This window comes from Pseudalkalibacillus sp. R45 (genome assembly GCF_052246725.1).
Classification (GTDB): Bacteria; Bacillota; Bacilli; order Bacillales; family Fictibacillaceae; genus Pseudalkalibacillus.
The window spans coordinates 132169-150658 of sequence record NZ_JBQQCL010000009.1 but is presented as its reverse complement, the minus strand read 5'-3'; the positions used below and the strand labels follow the sequence as shown (position 1 = coordinate 150658).

At 43.2% G+C, this 18490-nt stretch carries 17 protein-coding genes; 2 read left to right on the top strand and 15 right to left on the bottom strand.

What is annotated here, in order from left to right; genetic code table 11:
• Window positions 1-49: 49 nt before the first annotated feature.
• The 9 genes from ACTWQL_RS16195 to ACTWQL_RS16155 form a co-directional block, all read right to left on the bottom strand.
• On the bottom strand, window positions 50-2035 hold the full coding sequence (locus ACTWQL_RS16195; RefSeq protein ID WP_443143460.1) for a S9 family peptidase: 1986 nt from the start codon (window positions 2033-2035) through the stop codon (window positions 50-52).
• Between the two features lie 28 nt (window positions 2036-2063).
• Window positions 2064-2990, bottom strand: coding sequence for an oligopeptide ABC transporter permease (opp4C, locus tag ACTWQL_RS16190; protein ID WP_443143459.1), 927 nt, complete (start codon window positions 2988-2990; stop codon window positions 2064-2066).
• Between the two features lie 11 nt (window positions 2991-3001).
• Window positions 3002-3952: an ABC transporter permease gene (locus ACTWQL_RS16185; RefSeq protein ID WP_443143458.1), complete on the bottom strand. Its 951-nt coding sequence runs from the start codon at window positions 3950-3952 to the stop codon at window positions 3002-3004.
• A 240-nt stretch (window positions 3953-4192) separates the two neighbouring features.
• Window positions 4193-5851 carry a peptide-binding protein gene (locus ACTWQL_RS16180; RefSeq protein ID WP_443143457.1) on the bottom strand — a complete coding sequence of 553 codons (1659 nt, stop codon included), beginning with the start codon at window positions 5849-5851 and terminating at the stop codon, window positions 4193-4195.
• A gap of 95 nt (window positions 5852-5946) precedes the next feature.
• Complete coding sequence (locus ACTWQL_RS16175; RefSeq protein ID WP_443143490.1) at window positions 5947-6963, bottom strand: ABC transporter ATP-binding protein; 1017 nt, start codon at window positions 6961-6963, stop codon at window positions 5947-5949.
• Complete coding sequence (locus tag ACTWQL_RS16170; RefSeq protein ID WP_443143456.1) at window positions 6941-7957, bottom strand: ABC transporter ATP-binding protein; 1017 nt, start codon at window positions 7955-7957, stop codon at window positions 6941-6943. The genes ACTWQL_RS16175 and ACTWQL_RS16170 overlap by 23 nt, the downstream gene beginning before the upstream one ends.
• A gap of 275 nt (window positions 7958-8232) precedes the next feature.
• Window positions 8233-9450, bottom strand: a complete 1218-nt coding sequence (locus tag ACTWQL_RS16165; protein ID WP_443143455.1) for an MFS transporter — start codon at window positions 9448-9450, stop codon at window positions 8233-8235.
• A 94-nt stretch (window positions 9451-9544) separates the two neighbouring features.
• On the bottom strand, window positions 9545-9697 hold the full coding sequence (locus tag ACTWQL_RS16160; RefSeq protein ID WP_443143454.1) for a hypothetical protein: 153 nt from the start codon (window positions 9695-9697) through the stop codon (window positions 9545-9547).
• A gap of 149 nt (window positions 9698-9846) precedes the next feature.
• On the bottom strand, window positions 9847-10731 hold the full coding sequence (locus ACTWQL_RS16155) for a LysR family transcriptional regulator (RefSeq protein ID WP_443143453.1): 885 nt from the start codon (window positions 10729-10731) through the stop codon (window positions 9847-9849).
• A gap of 122 nt (window positions 10732-10853) precedes the next feature.
• On the opposite strand from ACTWQL_RS16155, the gene ACTWQL_RS16150 reads away from it, so the two are divergent.
• On the top strand, window positions 10854-11942 hold the full coding sequence (locus ACTWQL_RS16150; protein ID WP_443143452.1) for a citrate synthase: 1089 nt from the start codon (window positions 10854-10856) through the stop codon (window positions 11940-11942).
• A 351-nt stretch (window positions 11943-12293) separates the two neighbouring features.
• Here ACTWQL_RS16150 and ACTWQL_RS16145 read toward each other — a convergent pair whose 3' ends face one another.
• Entirely contained in the window at window positions 12294-12608 is a 315-nt protein-coding gene (locus ACTWQL_RS16145) for a VOC family protein (RefSeq protein ID WP_443143451.1), read from the bottom strand.
• Between the two features lie 153 nt (window positions 12609-12761).
• Here ACTWQL_RS16145 and ACTWQL_RS16140 point away from each other — a divergent pair, with 153 nt between their 5' ends.
• Window positions 12762-14774 carry a molybdopterin-dependent oxidoreductase gene (locus ACTWQL_RS16140; protein WP_443143450.1) on the top strand — a complete coding sequence of 671 codons (2013 nt, stop codon included), beginning with the start codon at window positions 12762-12764 and terminating at the stop codon, window positions 14772-14774.
• A 56-nt stretch (window positions 14775-14830) separates the two neighbouring features.
• On the opposite strand, the gene ACTWQL_RS16135 is transcribed toward ACTWQL_RS16140, so the two are convergent.
• From ACTWQL_RS16135 to ACTWQL_RS16115, 5 genes are all read right to left on the bottom strand, one after another.
• A complete protein-coding gene (locus tag ACTWQL_RS16135) occupies window positions 14831-15310 on the bottom strand; it encodes a hydrogenase maturation protease (protein ID WP_443143449.1) in 480 nt (159 codons plus the stop codon).
• Between the two features lies 1 nt (window position 15311).
• Window positions 15312-16715, bottom strand: a complete 1404-nt coding sequence (locus tag ACTWQL_RS16130; protein ID WP_443143448.1) for a nickel-dependent hydrogenase large subunit — start codon at window positions 16713-16715, stop codon at window positions 15312-15314.
• Window positions 16716-16721: 6 nt separating this feature from the next.
• Window positions 16722-17621: a hydrogenase small subunit gene (locus ACTWQL_RS16125; protein WP_443143447.1), complete on the bottom strand. Its 900-nt coding sequence runs from the start codon at window positions 17619-17621 to the stop codon at window positions 16722-16724.
• A complete protein-coding gene (locus ACTWQL_RS16120) occupies window positions 17618-18130 on the bottom strand; it encodes a cytochrome b5 domain-containing protein (RefSeq protein WP_443143446.1) in 513 nt (170 codons plus the stop codon). The genes ACTWQL_RS16125 and ACTWQL_RS16120 overlap by 4 nt, the downstream gene beginning before the upstream one ends.
• A gap of 102 nt (window positions 18131-18232) precedes the next feature.
• The gene (locus tag ACTWQL_RS16115; protein WP_443143445.1) at window positions 18233-18487 is read right to left on the bottom strand and encodes a hypothetical protein; all 255 of its coding nucleotides are present in this window, start codon (window positions 18485-18487) and stop codon (window positions 18233-18235) included.
• Window positions 18488-18490 lie beyond the last annotated feature (3 nt).

Here is an 18490-nt window from a genome sequence, read left to right as displayed (position 1 = left end):
GAGCAGCTTCCTAGTCTAAAGCTACAATCAATGTCAGACTTCATCATCTTTATATTATTTTGTTTTTTGCCATTTCAGTTGTTTTTGCCTCGACTCGATAGTGCTCGAACCAGCCGACGATTTGTTCTAGTCTCGCCACTCTCATTGCTGGATCTCCTGAGCGTGAAAGATTGTGATCCGCACTTGGGAAACGAACAAAACGTGTCGTCTTATTCTGTTGCTTCAAAGCGACGAATAACTGCTCTGCTTGTTCGATCGGGCATCGATAATCCCTCTCTCCATGCAGAATGAGAAGTGGTGTCTCAATCTGCTTGACAAGCCGTATCGGCGAATGATACCACAACTTTTCAGGATCTTCTTCCATATGGGCGCCAATTTCACCCTCTGTAAAGAAATAGCCGATATCACTGACACCATAAAAGCTATGCCAGTTACAAATAGATCGTTGAGTGACAGCAGCCTTGAAACGATTTGTATTACCGACGATCCAGTTGGTCATGAACCCGCCGTAACTGCCACCGGTAACGAATAGCTGTTCCGGATCAATCCATTCGTAACTTTCAAGTGCATGATCCACACCAGCCATGAGATCTTCATAATCTCCGCCACCGTAATCGCTTCTGCAAGCATCAACAAAGGATTGTCCATAACCATGGCTTCCGCGCGGGTTCAGGTATAAGACACCGTATCCTTTCGAGGTCAACACCTGGAACTCATGGAAAAAAGTATTTCCATACATCATATGCGGTCCGCCATGTATTTCAAGTATGAGAGGATAAGTCTCTCCTTTTTTAAAATTATTCGGCTTGAGAAGCCAACCGTGGATGACCGTTCCATCCTGACTTGGAAATTGGACCGACTCCGGGACGGAAACTTTGATGTCATTCAAGAAAGATTCGTTATGGTAAGTGATCGGTTCTTCCATCAAACTATTGATGTCGTGGCGGACGATGTCACCTGGATGCGTAGGGGAACTGACAGCAAGATACACATCCTTCGTGCTATCATCTAAAGCATAATGGAAGATGTGCCTGTCCCCTTCCACAATTTTATCAACATTTCCGAATAGATCAATCGAGTACAACTCTGTATTTCCAAATTCACTCGCCAGGAAGTAGAGCGATTCGCTATTGCTGCTCCAGGTCAAGTGCGGAGATGGTTCCACAGCATGAAGGTCACTGATCATCATGTCCCCGACTTGGATATCAAGTTTTTCAGTCAAACATTGGGTTGTGGAATTTTCCCTGTCATAAAGGAAAATCTCACTGTACGTCGCCCCGCCAAATGTTTGATCATGCCCGACATAAGCAACGTACCTGCCATCTGGTGAACAGATCGGATGCGCAACTGTCCCATCCAGCTCTGAAATTCTGACGGGTGTGCCTCCGAATTCGTGATAATAAATATGCGAACGGCGATATGAGCCTGGTACGTCCTCATCGAACCTCGCGTAAACAATTCCCTTACCATCGTTTGTATAGCGGGCATTCACATGATCATGATCACCTTCGGACAAGTTTCTTACTTCCCGATCCTTTAGTGAAATTTCACCGATATGTAGGTAAGATTGATAGGTCAGTGCAGCTTTTCCATCTGCTTTATACTTCAATTTATCGACTACAATCGGCTTTTCTTCTTCATTATCCGTAATTGTGTAATGATAAAGAATCGAGTTTCCTTCTGGATGCCACACAGGATTGGAAACTCCATTTTCAACATTTGTCAGTTGCTCTGGTTCCCCCCCCTCAGATGAAATGAGCCATAATTGGTTTTTCCCGGTGCGGTTTGACAAAAAGAGCAACGACAAACCATCAGGTGACCATCTCGGAGAAGTTTCAATTGAACTGCCGCTCGTCCAACGTACAGACTTTTTCGTACCGACATCCAGCAAATGAATGTGCGATTGATACTTCTTTTCCCCATTAATTTCTTTTACGACATAGGCAAGGCGGTTTCCATCAGGAGATAATTGTGGATCACTGACAAATTTCAAGTTGAAAAGATCTTCAATGTTTATTCCATTTAACTGATCCATCTTCAAAAGCCTCCTTTTAACTCGTTGGTTATGATTTCATTTTTGGATCGAAAGCATCTCGCAAACCATCACCGACAAAGTTGAATGCCAGTACTGTAATCAATATCATCACTCCTGGGAAGATCGGATACCAAGGAGCGGTATACATGATCGTTATGTTTTGTGCATCCTGAAGCATGTTCCCCCAGCTTGGTGTCGGCGGCTGCACTCCGAGACCTAAGTAACTTAAGGCTGACTCAGCCAATATGATGATACCGACATAGAGAGTTGCCGTAACGATTACCGGTCCCATTGCGTTCGGTAAAATGTGCGAAAAGATGATTTTTGAGCTTCTTACGCCCATCGTTTTCGCTGCTAAAACGAATTCCCTTGATCTCAACGTCAAAAATTCTCCTCGGACTAGTCGGGCTGTCGTTGTCCAACCAAATAAAGCAAATGCAAGTATCAACATTGTAAGGCTTGGTTCAAAGATCGTAACGACTGTGATCAAAAAGAATAAGCTTGGAATCGATAGGAACACATCGACGACACGCATAAGAAACGCGTCAACGACACCACCATAGTAACCGGCAATTGCCCCGACAATGGTCCCTATGAAAATAGAGACAGTTACGGAAGCAAAACCGACGAGTAATGATACCCTTGCCCCATAAAGCATCCTCGTGTACATATCTCTACCGAGTGTATCTACACCGAGCCAATGTTCACCATTCGGCGGTGTCAACCTCTTCAATAATTCCTGATTACTTGGTTCATAGGGTGTCAAATAAGGCGCGAATATGGCTGCTAAGATAATCAACATTAAAGTGATCAATCCGATTACGGCCAATTTATTTTTCATGAATTTTTCAATTGTAAGTCTTGTCAAGGTTTCAGGCTTTGGAAGTGGTTCTGGTGGAAGTGGCTCTGGGTGGACAGGTACACCAGGGCGTATTTGTTTTTCAGGCTGTGACATGTTTATCCCCCTTAATACTCAATTCTTGGATCGAATACCGCATAGAGAATATCTGCGACCAAATTACCTATCACAGTCAAGGTAGCAGCGATTACAGTAATCGCCATGATCACAGGATAATCACGCTGGAATGCAGCATCCACGAACAACAATCCAATACCAGGCCAGTTAAAGATTTTTTCTACGATTACAGTCCCCGCAAAGAACGAAGGCAGCAAAAGACCAAAAATCGTAATGATCGGAATCAATCCATTTCGCAGACCGTGCTTATAAACCACTTTCTTCTCTTTAAAACCTTTAGCACGGGCTGTCCGTATATAATCCTGCTTCAACACTTCCAACATACTTGTCCTTGTATAACGAGTAAGAGCGGCCATATCAGCTGTGGCCAGTACAAAGGCAGGCATGATCAGATGAAGAATCCGATCCCAAAGACTGAAAGGTTGATTGAGTGTAGCTATACCACCCGTCGGTAACCATCCTAATTGAACAGCAAAAAACATGATCAATACTAATCCTAGCCAAAAGTTTGGTGTAGCAAGTCCCAAGAAGGACGTGAACGTAACCGAATAATCCGTCAATGAATAGGGTTTACGTGCTGATAATATTCCGAATGGGACAGATATCAGTATTGCGAGAAATGTTGAAACCAGCATCAGGAAAAGGGTATTTGGGAGGCGTTCCATAATTAGATAAGAGACATCTGTCCCTCGTCTGATAAGGGATTGACCAAAATCACCTTGCACCATATTCCCTACCCACTTCAAATATTGAATATGAACTGGATCATCCAAACCATACTTTTCGATGAATGCTTGTTTATCGGAAGGCTTGATTTTTGGATCCATCAAAAGCGTGGTCGGGTCACCTGGTGCTAATTGGATGATTGCAAAAGATAAAATCGAAATACCAATTAATAATGGGATCGCCATCAGTACACGGCGAATGATATATGAGAGCATTTACACATCCCCCTTCATCTAAGTTCTAGGAAGCTAAACATTGATTCGCCCAGCATTATGTATAGGCGGAAGTTTTCTATTTAAAGAAAGCTTTGCAAAGCCAAGCCTTTGGCGCAGGCTGAGCTTTAGCTGCACTTATATTGAAGAAAGTATTTTATACTTTCTTTAAATGTAAAAGAAGAGATGGATAAAGCACATCAATATGAGGCTCTATCCATCCTCTTTCAAACAATCAAATGATTATTGTTCCAACCACCATTTTTCAATCTGATAGAACTCGCTTGACGGATGATGTACATGACCTTTCAAGTTTGCAGCTAATGCATAGTGGTCATTTGGATAGTACAAGAAGGTATATGGTTGTTGCTCTGCGATACCTGCCTGGATTTGACCAATGATATCTTTACGCTCTTCTTGATCAAGCACTTTCGTATTCTCTTCCATCAACTTGTCCAAGTCTGGATCAGAGAAAGCAACAAAGTTAAGTCCTGCTTCAATTTCTTTTGAGTGCCATAGAGCTGTCGGGTCTGGATCAGTTGACAGGCTCCATCCTAGAATGACAGCGTCAAAATCCTTTTTCTCGGTAACTTCTTCAATGAAAGCACTCCATTCCATGATGGTAGGCTTCACTTCAATACCGACTTCCTTCAATTGTTCTTGCGTAACTTGAGCAATCTGTTCACGTGCTTTGTTACCCTGGTTTGTCTTCAATTCAAAAGAGAATTTCTTTCCATCTTTTTGTAAAATACCGTCGTCACCTGGCGTCCAACCTGCTTCTTCGAGAAGTTTCTTCGCTTCTTCAACGTTATAATCGAATTTAGGTACATCTTCATTGTATGCCCAGCTCAAAGGACTTTCTGGAATATGAGCGATTTCACCGTCGCCTCCAAGTACCGCTTCGATGATCGATTCACGATCGATTGCCATTGTCAAAGCTTGACGGACTTTTTCATCCTTGAACATGTCATTTGCCATGTTCCAGCCAATGTATGTGTATGCAAGTGAAAGTTCTGTTGATAAATTGATATTTCCTTCATCAGCTAACTTTTGTGCTGTTGCAAGATCTTGTGACTGGACTGCAGCTTCATGTACATCCCCAGCTTGCACCTGAGTCATCAAGGCATTTGCATCTGGTACGATCTTGTAAGTGATCGTGTCTAAGTATGGACGTCCTTGGAAATAATCTTCAAAAGCTTCAACTTTGACGTATTGTCCTTCTTTCCATTCCACAAATTTGAAAGGACCAGATCCTACTGGGTTTTTCGTATTGAATTCATGTTCTCCAAGCTCAGCGATTGGTACGTCCTTCAAAATGTGCTCAGGCAGTATTCCATAACTTAATGTTCCAAGGAACGGAGCATACGGTTCACTAAGTTTGATCTTGACCGTAGTATCTCCTTCGGCTTCGATAGATTCAATTTTTTCAAAATCAGAAGCACGTGCGCCTGAATAATCCTCACTTAGCGGGATGCTGTACGTGAACACGACATCATCAGCAGTCAATGGTTCACCATCATGGAACGTAATCCCTTCATTCAACGTGATCGTCCACTCTGTACCATCTTCAGAAGTTTCCCAATCCTTCGCGATGACACCTTTAGGCTCCAAGTTTTCATCATATGTGATCAATCCGTCGTAAAGCCAACCGGAAATATCCGAACTGGAAATATCAGTTGAGTAGAGGTCATTGAAAAGGGTCGGAGCACCAATGGATCCGACTATGATGTCACCGCCTTGTTGTGGTTCACCAGTAGCCTCTTCAGTTGCTTCACCATCATCGGTGCCATTGTTTCCTTCATTGCCCTCCTCAGAATCCGGATTTGCATTACAAGCAGCCAGGAACAGTGAAAACACAAACGTCAATACTAATAGTAGATGGAATTTCTTATTACCCTTCATTAACTAAACCCCCCTTAATTTTTAAAAGACTCAGACTTACAAAACACGAAAACGATTCTGCTCTCCCCCCTTCACGTAGTAAAAATGTCTACACTCTATTCATAGAGATGACAAGCAACATAGTGATTCGGGTGTACCTCTTGGAACTTCGGAACTTCCTGCTTGCAAATATCCATCGCTGCAGGACAACGTGTATGGAATACGCATCCCTTTGGCGGATTCGATGGGCTTGGCAAGTCTCCTGATAGGATGATCCGTTCCCTTTTGACCTGTCCTTTTTTCCTTGGCACTGGTACAGCTGACATCAGGGCCTGTGTATATGGATGTAATGGCTCCCTGTACAAATCATGTTTATCAGCCAATTCCATCATATTTCCTAAATACATCACACCCACACGGTCGGATATATGACGGACGACACTTAGATCATGAGAGATGAAGAGATATGTAAGGTTGAATTCATCTTGTAAATCTTCCATCAAGTTGATGATTTGTGCTTGAATGGAAACATCCAATGCCGATACGGGTTCATCTGCAATCATCAAGTCTGGATTGAGCGCAAGAGCCCTTGCGATTCCGATCCGTTGACGCTGACCACCTGAAAACTCATGGGGATAACGATTTGCAAACGAAGGATTCAAACCGACAGTATCAAGTAACCGATCGACCTTCTCCTTCCTTTCCGCCGCATAACCGGATTTATGAGTTTTAAGCGGTTCCATGATGCTCGTCCCAAGCGTTTTCCTTGGGTTCAATGATGCAAATGGATCCTGGAAGATCATCTGCATTTGCCTTCTGACGGATTTTCGAAGATCTCCTTCCGATAATGAAGAGATATCTTGATTATTGAAAAAGATCTTTCCACTGCTAGGTTTATAAAGCCGGATGATTGCTCTTCCCAATGTAGACTTTCCACACCCAGATTCACCTACTATTCCCAGTGTCTCACCTCTTCTAAGCTTGAAAGAGATTCCATCGACAGCTTTCACATGACCGACTGTCTTTTGCATGAGCCCTGCCTTTATTGGAAAATGCATCTTTAAGTTATCTACTTCAAGAATGGTTTCATTTGTTTGGTCTGAATTCGGATTAACGGTGAGTGTATTGCTCATTCCCTGCATTTCCAGCCCCCTTTTCATCCTCGTACAAGAAACAGCGTACTGCTCTTGTTCCATATTTTTTCTCTAGTAATTGAGGTTGTTCTGAAAAGCAACGATCGAATGCATGTTCACATCTAGGTGCGAAGCGACACCCTTTTGGCATCTCCTCAGGAGTTGGTACATTTCCTTTGATTGGATTAAGCCTTCCGATTTCACCATCGATGTCAGGTACTGATGCTACAAGCCCCTGGGTATAGGGGTGCAATGGTTCTTCAAAGATGTCATCAACAGTTGCTTGTTCGACGATTTGTCCAGCATACATGACAATGACTCGCTCCGCTAATTCGGATACGACACCCAAATCATGCGTGATAAGGAGTATGGAAGTATTCACTTTTTTGGATAAATCTTTCATGATGTCTAGGATTTGTGCTTGGATGGTAACATCGAGTGCTGTGGTAGGTTCATCAGCAATGAGAAGCTTAGGATCGCAGCTCATGGCCATGGCGATCATTACACGTTGTCTCATTCCACCTGAGAGTCGATGAGGATAGTCTGATATGATAGATTCTGCTCGTGGAATACCGACTAGTTTCAATAGTTCGATAGCTTGTTGTACTGCTTTCTTCCGCGGTAATCGTTTGTGGTATGTAATGACTTCTACAATCTGTTCACCAATTGTCAAAACCGGGTTGAGAGAGGTCATCGGCTCCTGAAAGATCATCGAGATATCGTTCCCGCGTACTTTACACATCTCATTTTCAGAGAGGTCAACTAAATTCTTTCCTTCGAGATAAACATCGCCCTCTACGATTTTCCCGTGAGGTTCCGGTACAAGGCGCATGATCGAAAGGGAAGTCATGCTTTTTCCACAACCGGATTCTCCAACAAGTGCCAGGGTTTCTCCCTTATGTATTTTAAAATCAATTCCATCTACTGCTTTTACCGTTTTCCTTTTGTCGAAAAAATAGGTCTTTAGATTTGAGACTTGTAATAGTTCCTCCAAACAGCCAAACCCCCTTTAAGTAGTACCTTCGACGTGTTTTTTGTCTAATGTGAAAATTTTCAAACTTTTTGAATTATTTTAAAACATTATAAAATTATCCAATGGAACATTCAAGATGTTTTTTAAAGAAAACGTAATCATTTGTAATTTTTGTCAAAAAAAGCTCTTCCTTTTTCAAGGTCAAAAGAACTAAATTCCCTTTAATATCAACATTTTTTCGAGGCATATAAAAAGATGCAAAAAATAATTTTTGCACCTTAAAAATCGTTCGACATTTATCTTGGTAAAGCGACAGATTTCCCTTTCTTTCGGGTTGTCGTTGTCAAATGACGTACCATTATGATGGTCACGAAAAGGAAAGAAATGGCTCCAAACCCGATGACCATATATTTGAATCCGATTGTATCTAAGAACAGTCCAGTCAAAAGCATCAATGCCTGGAAAATGATATTATCAACCATTCCTTTGATCGAGAAGAAGCGGCCGTGGTAATCCGATGGAACTTCTGTTTGGAAAATGGTCGTCACTACTGGAAAAAGTGTCCCTGCCGCCAGACCGAAGAGACCGAAGGAAAAGATGGACATCATAGGATGATCTGCTAAAAATAACGTTGTCTGCGCTGTAGCAATGATGAAAGTGATTGCAAACATATACGTCAGTTTCGGATTATCTTTGAAAAATTTGCTGGCCAAGAAAGTACCGATGAACACGCAAAACCCTTCTGTCGTGTAAAGGATCCCTTTTATACCAGGGTTATCTTGAAGCTCACTGATTTCGATTACCATCAGGTTGAATCCTGCTAAAAACAAGAATGCAGGCATTAACAGGAAGATGCCATACACCACCATCGGTTGTTTCCTGACAATCGGATACAATTCCCGTATCGTAGTGATGAAGTTTTCCTTTTTCGCTTTTTTGTCCACTTTCTTTGGCTCTTCATCCACTTTGATGAAAAAGGTACTGATCAGAAGAAGCACGTAGGAAATGAGAGTAACCGTATAAAGAGAAAAAAGGGACATCCCAACGAGCATCACACCACCAAGTGCCGTTCCTACGATCCTTGCCCCTGTGAAAATATTGACGTTCACACTGTTCGCTTCAAGAAGCTGCTTTTTTGGAACAATCAACGGGATCATGGTTTGCATGGCAGGATTGGAAAACGTGCCGGATATCCCGATCACGAACGTGTATGCTAACATCCACCATACCGAGTTTTCCGAAATCGCCATGTACATGAATAGAATTGCGATACACCTGGCGATACCAGCGTAAATCAAAATGTTCCTCTTGATGCTTCGGTCGATCACCCGTCCAGCCATCGGAGCAAGAAATATACCCACTAAAAATCCAGATAAAATGATGAGTGCTTGTAAAAATGATGATTCTACATTCTTCTGTAAGAACTCCAGATTTCCAATGATTCCAACCCAAAGTCCTGTACTTGAAACCGCTAAACCGAACATGAGCAATATGAAATTACGGTTTCTCCACACGGTCGTCTATCTCCTCTCACACGATCGAAAAATATTTCGAGTCTCTAAATATATAATCCTATTATAAAACGGGATCAATAATTTTGCACCACTTTTATTGGTCAATTCGATATTTCAGATTGTTCAGTTTTTCCTTGCGGGCCATGCATTTCTCCAAATTAATATCATAGACGTTTGCGAGCGCATTCACATAATCCAGTACGTCATATAATTCTTCTTCGAATGTCCCTTTGATCGAATCCCCCATTTGTCTTTACGAATGACTTCGGATCATTCACCGACCTCTTCGACCAATTTGAGATAATAGCCGATTTTATTTTCAGGGTTGAAATCTTTTTCCCTTATGTATGCCTGTACTTCTTTAAGTGAAAGATTCACTATAAAATCGCTCCTTCTTTATGCTCCAAGATGATAGCGGTTTATGAATTCAATGAATTGTTGGATTTCCTCATTTGTGTCCTTCTGGATCAGATAGGTATGAGCAATCGGAAGTTGTAGCGCATCTGTATGTATTTCCAGGATTCGCCCTTCTAGCAGTTCCCTTTTTACAGATGATCGGGGCAAAAACGAGAAACCGATCCCTTCTTCAATGAACCGTTTCGCCACATTCACCTGCGTCACGACCATTGTTCTGACAGACGGTTGAAGCATCCTGACCCTGGAAACCAGGTCATCCCAATACAATGGGTGATTGTGTGTAAGGAGCACATCTTGACTCAGTAATTCCTGCAATTCTATCGGCGGACTCGTTTCACTGTCCCCTCCGTCATGTGCTGCAACTGTGATGACGGGATCCTCATATAAAGTGACACAATGTAACCCTGGGTGGATCGCCTTTGTTCTCGAGATACCGAGATCCGCCTTTTGCTCATAGACGAGTGAACTGATTTCATTTGATTCGGCAACTTGGATCCCAACCTCTATGTGTGGATGTTCATTCATGAATTCCTTTACTACATATGAAAGTATTGAAGCTGCAATCAATGGTGAGACTGCAAGGGTCAATTTCCGCTCATAGCCTTGCTGCCAGCTGGACAGTGACTCCATTCCATCATTAAATGAACGTAACATAGCATGCGCAAAGGGCAGGTAGTGCTTGCCAGATTCGGTTAAAGAGATATTCCTTCCATTCTTCTTGAATAATTTACACCCTAATCCCTCTTCAAGATGGTGTATATGAACGGTAATCGTGGGTTGTGAGATGAATAGTTTCTCAGAAGCGACCCGATAGTTTTCATATTTTGCTGCGATGACAAATGTCTGTAACCACCGTATTTGCATGCGTCCCTTCCCTCCTGATTCATTATGATACTTAATCGATCATAGATTAATTGTTTATTAGTATTAATCGTATGCTCATTTTACAATAGAATCAAGAAACATTTACCAAAGGAGTGATCTAGATGATCAAAGAAGGTTTGGATGGTATTGTTACAGCTCAGTCAACCATCAGCTTAGTGGATGGTGAAAAAGGTTTACTGGTTTATCGGGGGCATTGGGCTGAAGAGATTGCTAAAACAAAATCATTTGAAGAAACAGCCTATCTCTTATGGAATCAACAGCTCCCCACAAACCAACAACTCGTTGATTTTAAAGCAAAAATGAAAGCCCAGCGGTCATTGACTTCTACAGATGAAACAATCCTGAACAGCCTGCCAATGGATATGGATATGATGAGCGTCATCAGAACGATTTTATCTTCTAAGGGTACGACGGATTTTGGGTGGCCATCAACCATTGGGCAAGGCACTCGGATCACCTCTATAATCCCTACGATCATCGCGTATCGGCACCGATCCTTACAAGGACTTGATCCGGTAGAGCCTGATCAAAAACTTGATCATGTGGCCAACTATCTGTACATGCTAGAAGATAAAGAACCGAAAGAATCTCATGTTAAAGCGCTGACTGCATACCTTATTCTAACCATGGAGCATGGTATGAATGCTTCGACATTTGCAGCGAGGGTCATCTCATCCACACAATCCGATCTCGTTTCATCCATAGCCGGTGCGATTGGTGCGATGAAAGGACCTCTTCATGGCGGCGCTCCCTCAGGCGTGATTGATCTCCTCCAAAATATCGGCACTGTCGATCATGCAGAGAATCATTTAAGACTATTATTAGAGCAAGGTGAAAAATTAATGGGATTCGGTCATCGGGTGTATAAGACCCAGGATCCTCGCGCAAGGGCACTTAGAGCAATCACTTCAGAGCTTGCAGAAGATGACCCGTGGTTTGACCTGGCCAATCAGGTGGAGAGGATCGCGATCAAGCTGCTTGAAGAATACAAACCAGGTAGAAAACTGTATACGAACGTAGAATTTTATGCAGCCGCAATTTTGAAAGCACTAGCTTTACCGACAGAGCTATTCACGGCAACGTTTACGATGAGCAGGGTGGTCGGCTGGATCGCCAACGTGTATGAACAAAATGAAAACAATCGCATCATCCGTCCTTCGTCCCTGTATATCGGACAGATGCCGAAGTGAAAATGATGCAGAAGCCCCTCAAAACTTTTTAGAGGACACCAGAGACGTTATTTGTAAAAAAAGGATCTAAAACTGCTCGGATATACCCGAATAACGGACCAGTTGTCCTCTAATTTTTGAGAAAACCACTTTTTGTCACACATAACGGAACAGATGTCCTCTAATTTTTCCGTATCCCTCTGGCAGATGGAACATCAACTTTGTTTTAACGCAAAAATTTCACTTACCCAAAACAGCTTTTCAGAATAAAGAATGGACTCAAACTTCAATTTCATCGATGTTTTGGGTCTTCCTACTCTTAAAATCATTTTGCCTCAGGATCGTTATGCATGTACCCGAATAGATAACCATTTACATCATGCGCATACGCGACATATCCCACCCCAGGATAGGCATTTTCGGAACGACAATTCTCCCGCCTTCCGCTTCTATTTTAGATGTATACTCGTCTACTGAATCTACATGGATCACATTGACGGTACGTGTTTCTCCGTCTGGTGACTTCATCAATCCTCCATCGATCCCATCCGCCTCTTCTCCTGTTTGGACAAGCCAATAATCATCCGGCCCATCCCATTTTTCCACTTTCCAACCGAAAACGTTTTCTAAAAAATTCTGCAGACTTCTCCGGTTCCGGGACTTGAATTTCAAAATGTACGACTCCATTCATTTTACACCCTCCTGCACCGCGTTAGAACATATGTTCGATATAGTATTTAGACATCTACCTGATTAGTTCCTGCAAAATGCTTATCTTTTTTTCTGTAAAATGTTAATCTTTATTAAAATCACGTTTACATTAAGAGAGGAGCAACTGTATTGACTACGAAAACGTATCATCGCTCCGTCTGTCCATTGGACTGCCCCGATACATGCAGTCTTCTAGTAGAGAAAGAAAATGGAAAAATAACGAAAGTGGATGGAAATCCGGATCACCCTGTCACAAAAGGGACGATCTGTCATAAAGTACGGAAGATGCCTGAACGGACCCATCATTCAGATCGCCTTCTCTATCCGATGAAACGAACAGGAAAAAAGGGTGACTTTTCGTTTGAACGGATTACATGGGACCAAGCGTATGAAGAGATCACCTCACGTTTCAAGAGAATCGTCGAGAAATACGGAATTCAAGCGATCCTTCCGTACAGCTTTTTCGGGAATATGGGGATTATCAATAGTGAAGGCATGGACCGACGATTCTTCAACCGTCTGGGAGCACGTAACCTTGAACGTACCATCTGCAATACGGCAGGAGCTGAAGGATATAAAGTTACAATGGGGAAAGCGGTTGGAATCGATCCTGAAGAAACGATCCATTCCAAATTGATCATCGTCTGGGGATGCAATTTGATCAGTACGAACCTCCATCAAGTGATATACGCAAATAAAGCGCGGAAAAATGGGGCTAAGATTGTCGTCATCGATGTGCATCGGAACCGTACTGCCAAATGGGCGGATCACTTTTACCAAATCAAACCTGGTACAGATGATGCACTCGCACTCGGCCTCATTCATCTTCTCATAAAAAACGAATGGATTGACCGCCCGTTCATCGACCGCTATACGAGTGGATATGAGAATTTGAAGAAACGCGCAGAGGAATACCCCCCTGAGAAGGTTGCTGCGCTGACAGGCTTGAAGATCGAGCAATTGCATGAATTGGCCGAAATGTATGGCACGATTTCACCTTCGTTCTTACGGATCGGGAATGGACTTCAGCATCATAAAAATGGCGGTCGGAGTACAAGGTTGATATCCTGTCTCCCTGCTTTGACCGGTCAATGGGGAAAGACTGGCGGAGGGGCATTGAAAGGGAATGCAGGATACGCCGAGTGGAATACCTACAAACTCCAACGGCCTGACCTTCATCCGAACCCTGCAGGTCCATCGACGAATATGAATCAAATCGGCCTAGCGCTCCAAGATATGGCCAATCCGATCAAAGCCCTATTCATTTATAACAGCAATCCTGCTCAAGTCGCGCCAAACCAGAAACTCGTCCGGAAAGGATTGATGAGAGAAGATCTATTCACCGTGGTGCACGATCTGTTTTTGACAGATAGCTGCCGTTATGCTGATATCGTGCTTCCCGCGACGAGTCACTTTGAGAACCTGGATATATACAAGTCATACTGGCATCTATATCTCCAGTTGAATGAACCTGTCATGGCACCATTAGGAGAATGCAAATCGAATTTCACTCTCTTCAAAGAGCTAGCTGTACGGATGGGCTTTGAGGAGGAATGCTTTCAAGATACCGAGGAAGATATGATCCGTGACGCGTTGGACAACAGCAGTAGTCCATACTTGAACGGCATCACCTTTGAACAGTTGAAAAAGGATGGCTGGGCGAAATTGAAGCTGGATGAGACAACGACCTTTCCTGAAAAAATTCCAACAGCGTCTGGAAAGATTGAGCTGACGTCTTCAGTGGATCGGCTGCTCGATCAAAGGAAACAGCCTGAAAACAAAGGGAAGCCTTTCCAACTTATTTCAGGTCCGAATCATCAGTTTCTCAATTCAACATTTTCAAATCAGAAAAGCTTACAGGCACTTGAGAAACCTGTCGTTTATATCCATCCATCAGATGCAAAGCCTCGTAACATTCAATCTGGTGATTTCATTGAACTGTTTAATGATTTAGGCTCTGTCTGCATGCATGCAGAGGTGACAGAGGATGTTTCAGAGGGTGTTTTGGTCACGCAAGGATTATGGTGGGATGATGAGGGAAAAGAACGGTACTCCATCAATTTCCTTACCTCAGATGAACTATCTGATCTCGGTAAAGGAGCGACCTTTTTCAGCTGTTACGTAGATATAACCAAAGCCTAAACATATGGGGTTGACCAGAATGAGTGGCAGACACTTCATTTTTGGTTCAACCCCATTCATTTTTTCTTATATTCATACGTGTATTTAAAAGTTCCCTTTTCTTTCAACAATGAAAGTTCATGAATCACTTTGTGTTTTATAAGTGGGTATTTTTGAAGCAATACTTCGCTTAAACTGTCCTGAAAATCAATTTTGTACGGTTCAATTCCAATCAGCAGACCTTCGACATCCATGTGCTCAAGCATATGGAAAAAATGAAAGTTGTGCGCCGAATATCCCAAACTCATCGCATGCATATCTTTCAAATCGAATAAACTGATATCTCCAGGCTTTCGATCATTCCCAACTGCATCGATCACGATGAGAAACGGACATTCTTCAATGACCTGTAAACAATATTCAACATCCGTTTCCCCAACGAAAAACTGAAAAGATGAAGCTAGATTTTCACGTTGGAGATCTTCTACCAGATAGATTCCGATTCCATCATCCATCATCAGTCGGTTACCCAACCCTAATACAACGCGTTTTTCCATCTTACAACACCTTTATCGTTTTCGTTTCTTTACCTGGTCTGTAGACATGGGTCGCACAAGACATACATGGGTCGAAAGACCGCAGGATCCTGCCAAGTTCAACCGGGTGATCCGCATCCATGACAGGGGTGCCGATCACGGCCTGTTCTGCTGTCCCTTTAGTGGATTTATCAGTTGCAGAAAAATCCCATGCAGATGGTGTGATGATTTGATAAAAAGAGAGCATCTTCTGATCGATTTTGACCCAATGTCCAAGTGAACCTCTCGTTGTTTCAACAAGACCGGTCCCCTCCGCACTGTCGGGCACCTGCCATTGTTCTTGAACGGATACATTCGGTATGATCTGATTGAGCAGCTCTGTCATGATTTCAGCTACTTTTTTCGCTTCGAAAGACCTTGCAATCGTGCGATCCATCGCTGATATGCCATTCCGGTATTCTCCGCTCAGCCACAGTCTGGCCAATGGCCCTACTTCAAAAGGGCGATTTTTATATCGAGGGGCTTTCACCCATGTGTAGGCATTTGATTTTTCCATATCAGGATCCGATATAGTTTCAAGGGGTCTGTATGACTCTTTCCCCTCATACCAGGAATGATCGATTTTTTCAGTTATATGTGCTTCATTGAAAGGTTCGATTTTTCCATCCATGTAGACAAGAGGTTTCGTATACAAGGTCCCTAAATCTTCGTAATCATTGAAAGCACCAACCGACATCAGGTTACCCGGACCTTTTCCAAGCTGGAAGAGTTCAGGATAATGATCAGCAATGATATAAGTGTCTGGAATCAGCACAGTTTCGATGAATTCTTTCACTTGTTTCAGTATCGATTTCGCCTTGATGATTTTGTCAGTCGAAGCAGGGGTCGAAAACCCCCCTACAAAAATCCCGTGATTATGAGGAGCTTTCCCGCCGAAAACCGCCAGCATCTGATGGGCAAGCCTGCTGATCGGCAGCGACTTGAAATAGTGGTCCACAAGCTGATTGTTCAGTTCCTTCGATAATCTGTAATCCTCATGATCATTTGAATACAACGGGTGATCTGCTGGCATCTTCACATAATCCGGAAGAGAATATTGATAAAAATGACGCAGATGGTTTTGCAGGAACTCACAACCATGGATGAAGTCCCTTAAGTAGCGTCCCTGTTCTGATGGCTGAACATCGAGCGCATCTTCTAAAGCAAGAGAGGATGCTACAGAATGCGCACAGGAACAAATGCCACAAATCCGCTGTGTAAGATAGATGGCATCAAAAGGATTCCTTCCTACCATCATCTGTTCAAATCCTCGGAAAAACATACCCTTCGTCAGCGCATCCACGACTTTATCCTTCTCTACTTTCACATCTATTTCAAGAAAGCCGCTGATCCGAGTCAAAGGATTGATCACGATTCTTCTCGCCATGTAATATTACTCCCTTGTCGTGTCATAGGTTACGAACGGTGCCATCTGATCTGGAAAACCGAATTGCGAGCATCCGATACAGGTGCTGGCTCCGATCGGCCAATTCACATATCCGTTCCATTTCCTTGTCGGACAATCCACTCGTGTCACAGGCCCCCTGCATCCAAGCTTGAACAGGCAATAAGGTTCACCGAGAGTCTTTGAGAAGATTCCCTTTTTGAAATAATCAAGTCGAGGGCAACGATCATGAATCAACGTACTGTAAAACAACTTCGGACGATCTCGGTTATCAAGTTCAGGTTCGCCATACATCAGCAGGTGTGCCAAAGTGCCAAGAAACCAGTCTGGATGGCAAGGGCAGCCAGGTAGTTTGATCACTTTCCGGTTCAAAACACTCTGCAACCCGACAGACTGCGATAGATTCGGTTTCGCGGCAGAAGGTCCGCCATCGACGGCACAGGCCCCGATTGCTATGACATGCTTCGCTTTTGCACCAAGCATTTGTACGGCTTCCAATCCGGTCAACGGCTTTCCTTTCCATCTTCCGACGATGTGATAAAGTCCATTATTCTTCAATGCAACCGCACCCTCTACTCCGAGGATGAATTCTTCATCTCCTTCGGCAAGCTCCATGAGCCGGTCGATCGCATTGCTCCCTTCTGCCACCATGAGGCTGTTGCTGTAAACCAGATCAACCATCGACGTGATCATATATTCGAAATCCGGATTCGTGCCATTCAATAAAGAGATGATGTTTCCGGAGCACCCGTTCAATTCCAGCCACACGATTTTTTGCTTTTTTATCTTATCCTCGTTCAACTGTCTGTTTGCTTCTTTTACAAGGCGCTCAGCGATCGCTTCATTTGACATCGGCTCCGGTGGCAGCACAATATTCTCATCACTCAATCTACTAACCTCCCTATTGGTTTCATAGTGCTTAGAATCCATTGTTGTCCCGCATGGCAGGAGGCGAATTCTTGTGTAAGATCTTTTCCAGCTGTCAGGCCGAAATGGCTGGCAGCTGACCAGGCTGCATTATTGGTGACATCATAAACGATACCGTTCACCGCCACATAAGCCGGTTTTCCGTTTTTTCCTGTGAACTGTGCAAGTTGAGCCCTTGTAAAAGTCTGGTCAGGAGCCGATTGTTGATTAGGGAGGGCTGCAGGTGGGTGTTGATTCGGCACAGTTGGTTGAGTAGGTAAAGTTGTATTTTGATAGTTTGGTGTTATTGTCATTGCTGGTTGAGCCAATAGCCCGACTAAGAATTGAAGATTGCTTGTTTTGTTCCATAACTGATTCAACAACAGATTTTTCATATAAGGATCCTGAGTCGAATAAAGCATCCGGATCAAATAATTCACTTCAGAAAAGATCGCATTGATCTGAGATTGGATAAGCTGATCATTGGGCATACGTGTCCCCCTCCACATGTGGATATGGGCTATTTTATTCAGCCGAAATCTTCTTCGTGTCACACGATATCCCATGCGCTCATGAAGTTGTCGGTCAAACGGTCAAAATTCAGTGACAGAGACCGTTGTTGCTGAAACCCTGCTCTTTTCCAATTTAGCCTGGATCGTCTGAAGCTGTCCTGACAAATCTGCTGCGTGGATCTCTGCCTGTTTGAATTCTGAAATAAGTTCATCCAATTCTTTTTGTTCGATCAGCTTATTCCATTGAGTGAGACTATCATAAATACAGTGTGTCATTGCCTCGAGCTGTTGGAGCGATAAGCTCATTTCTTCATGGTTGATCGTCGTTTTACACATCTG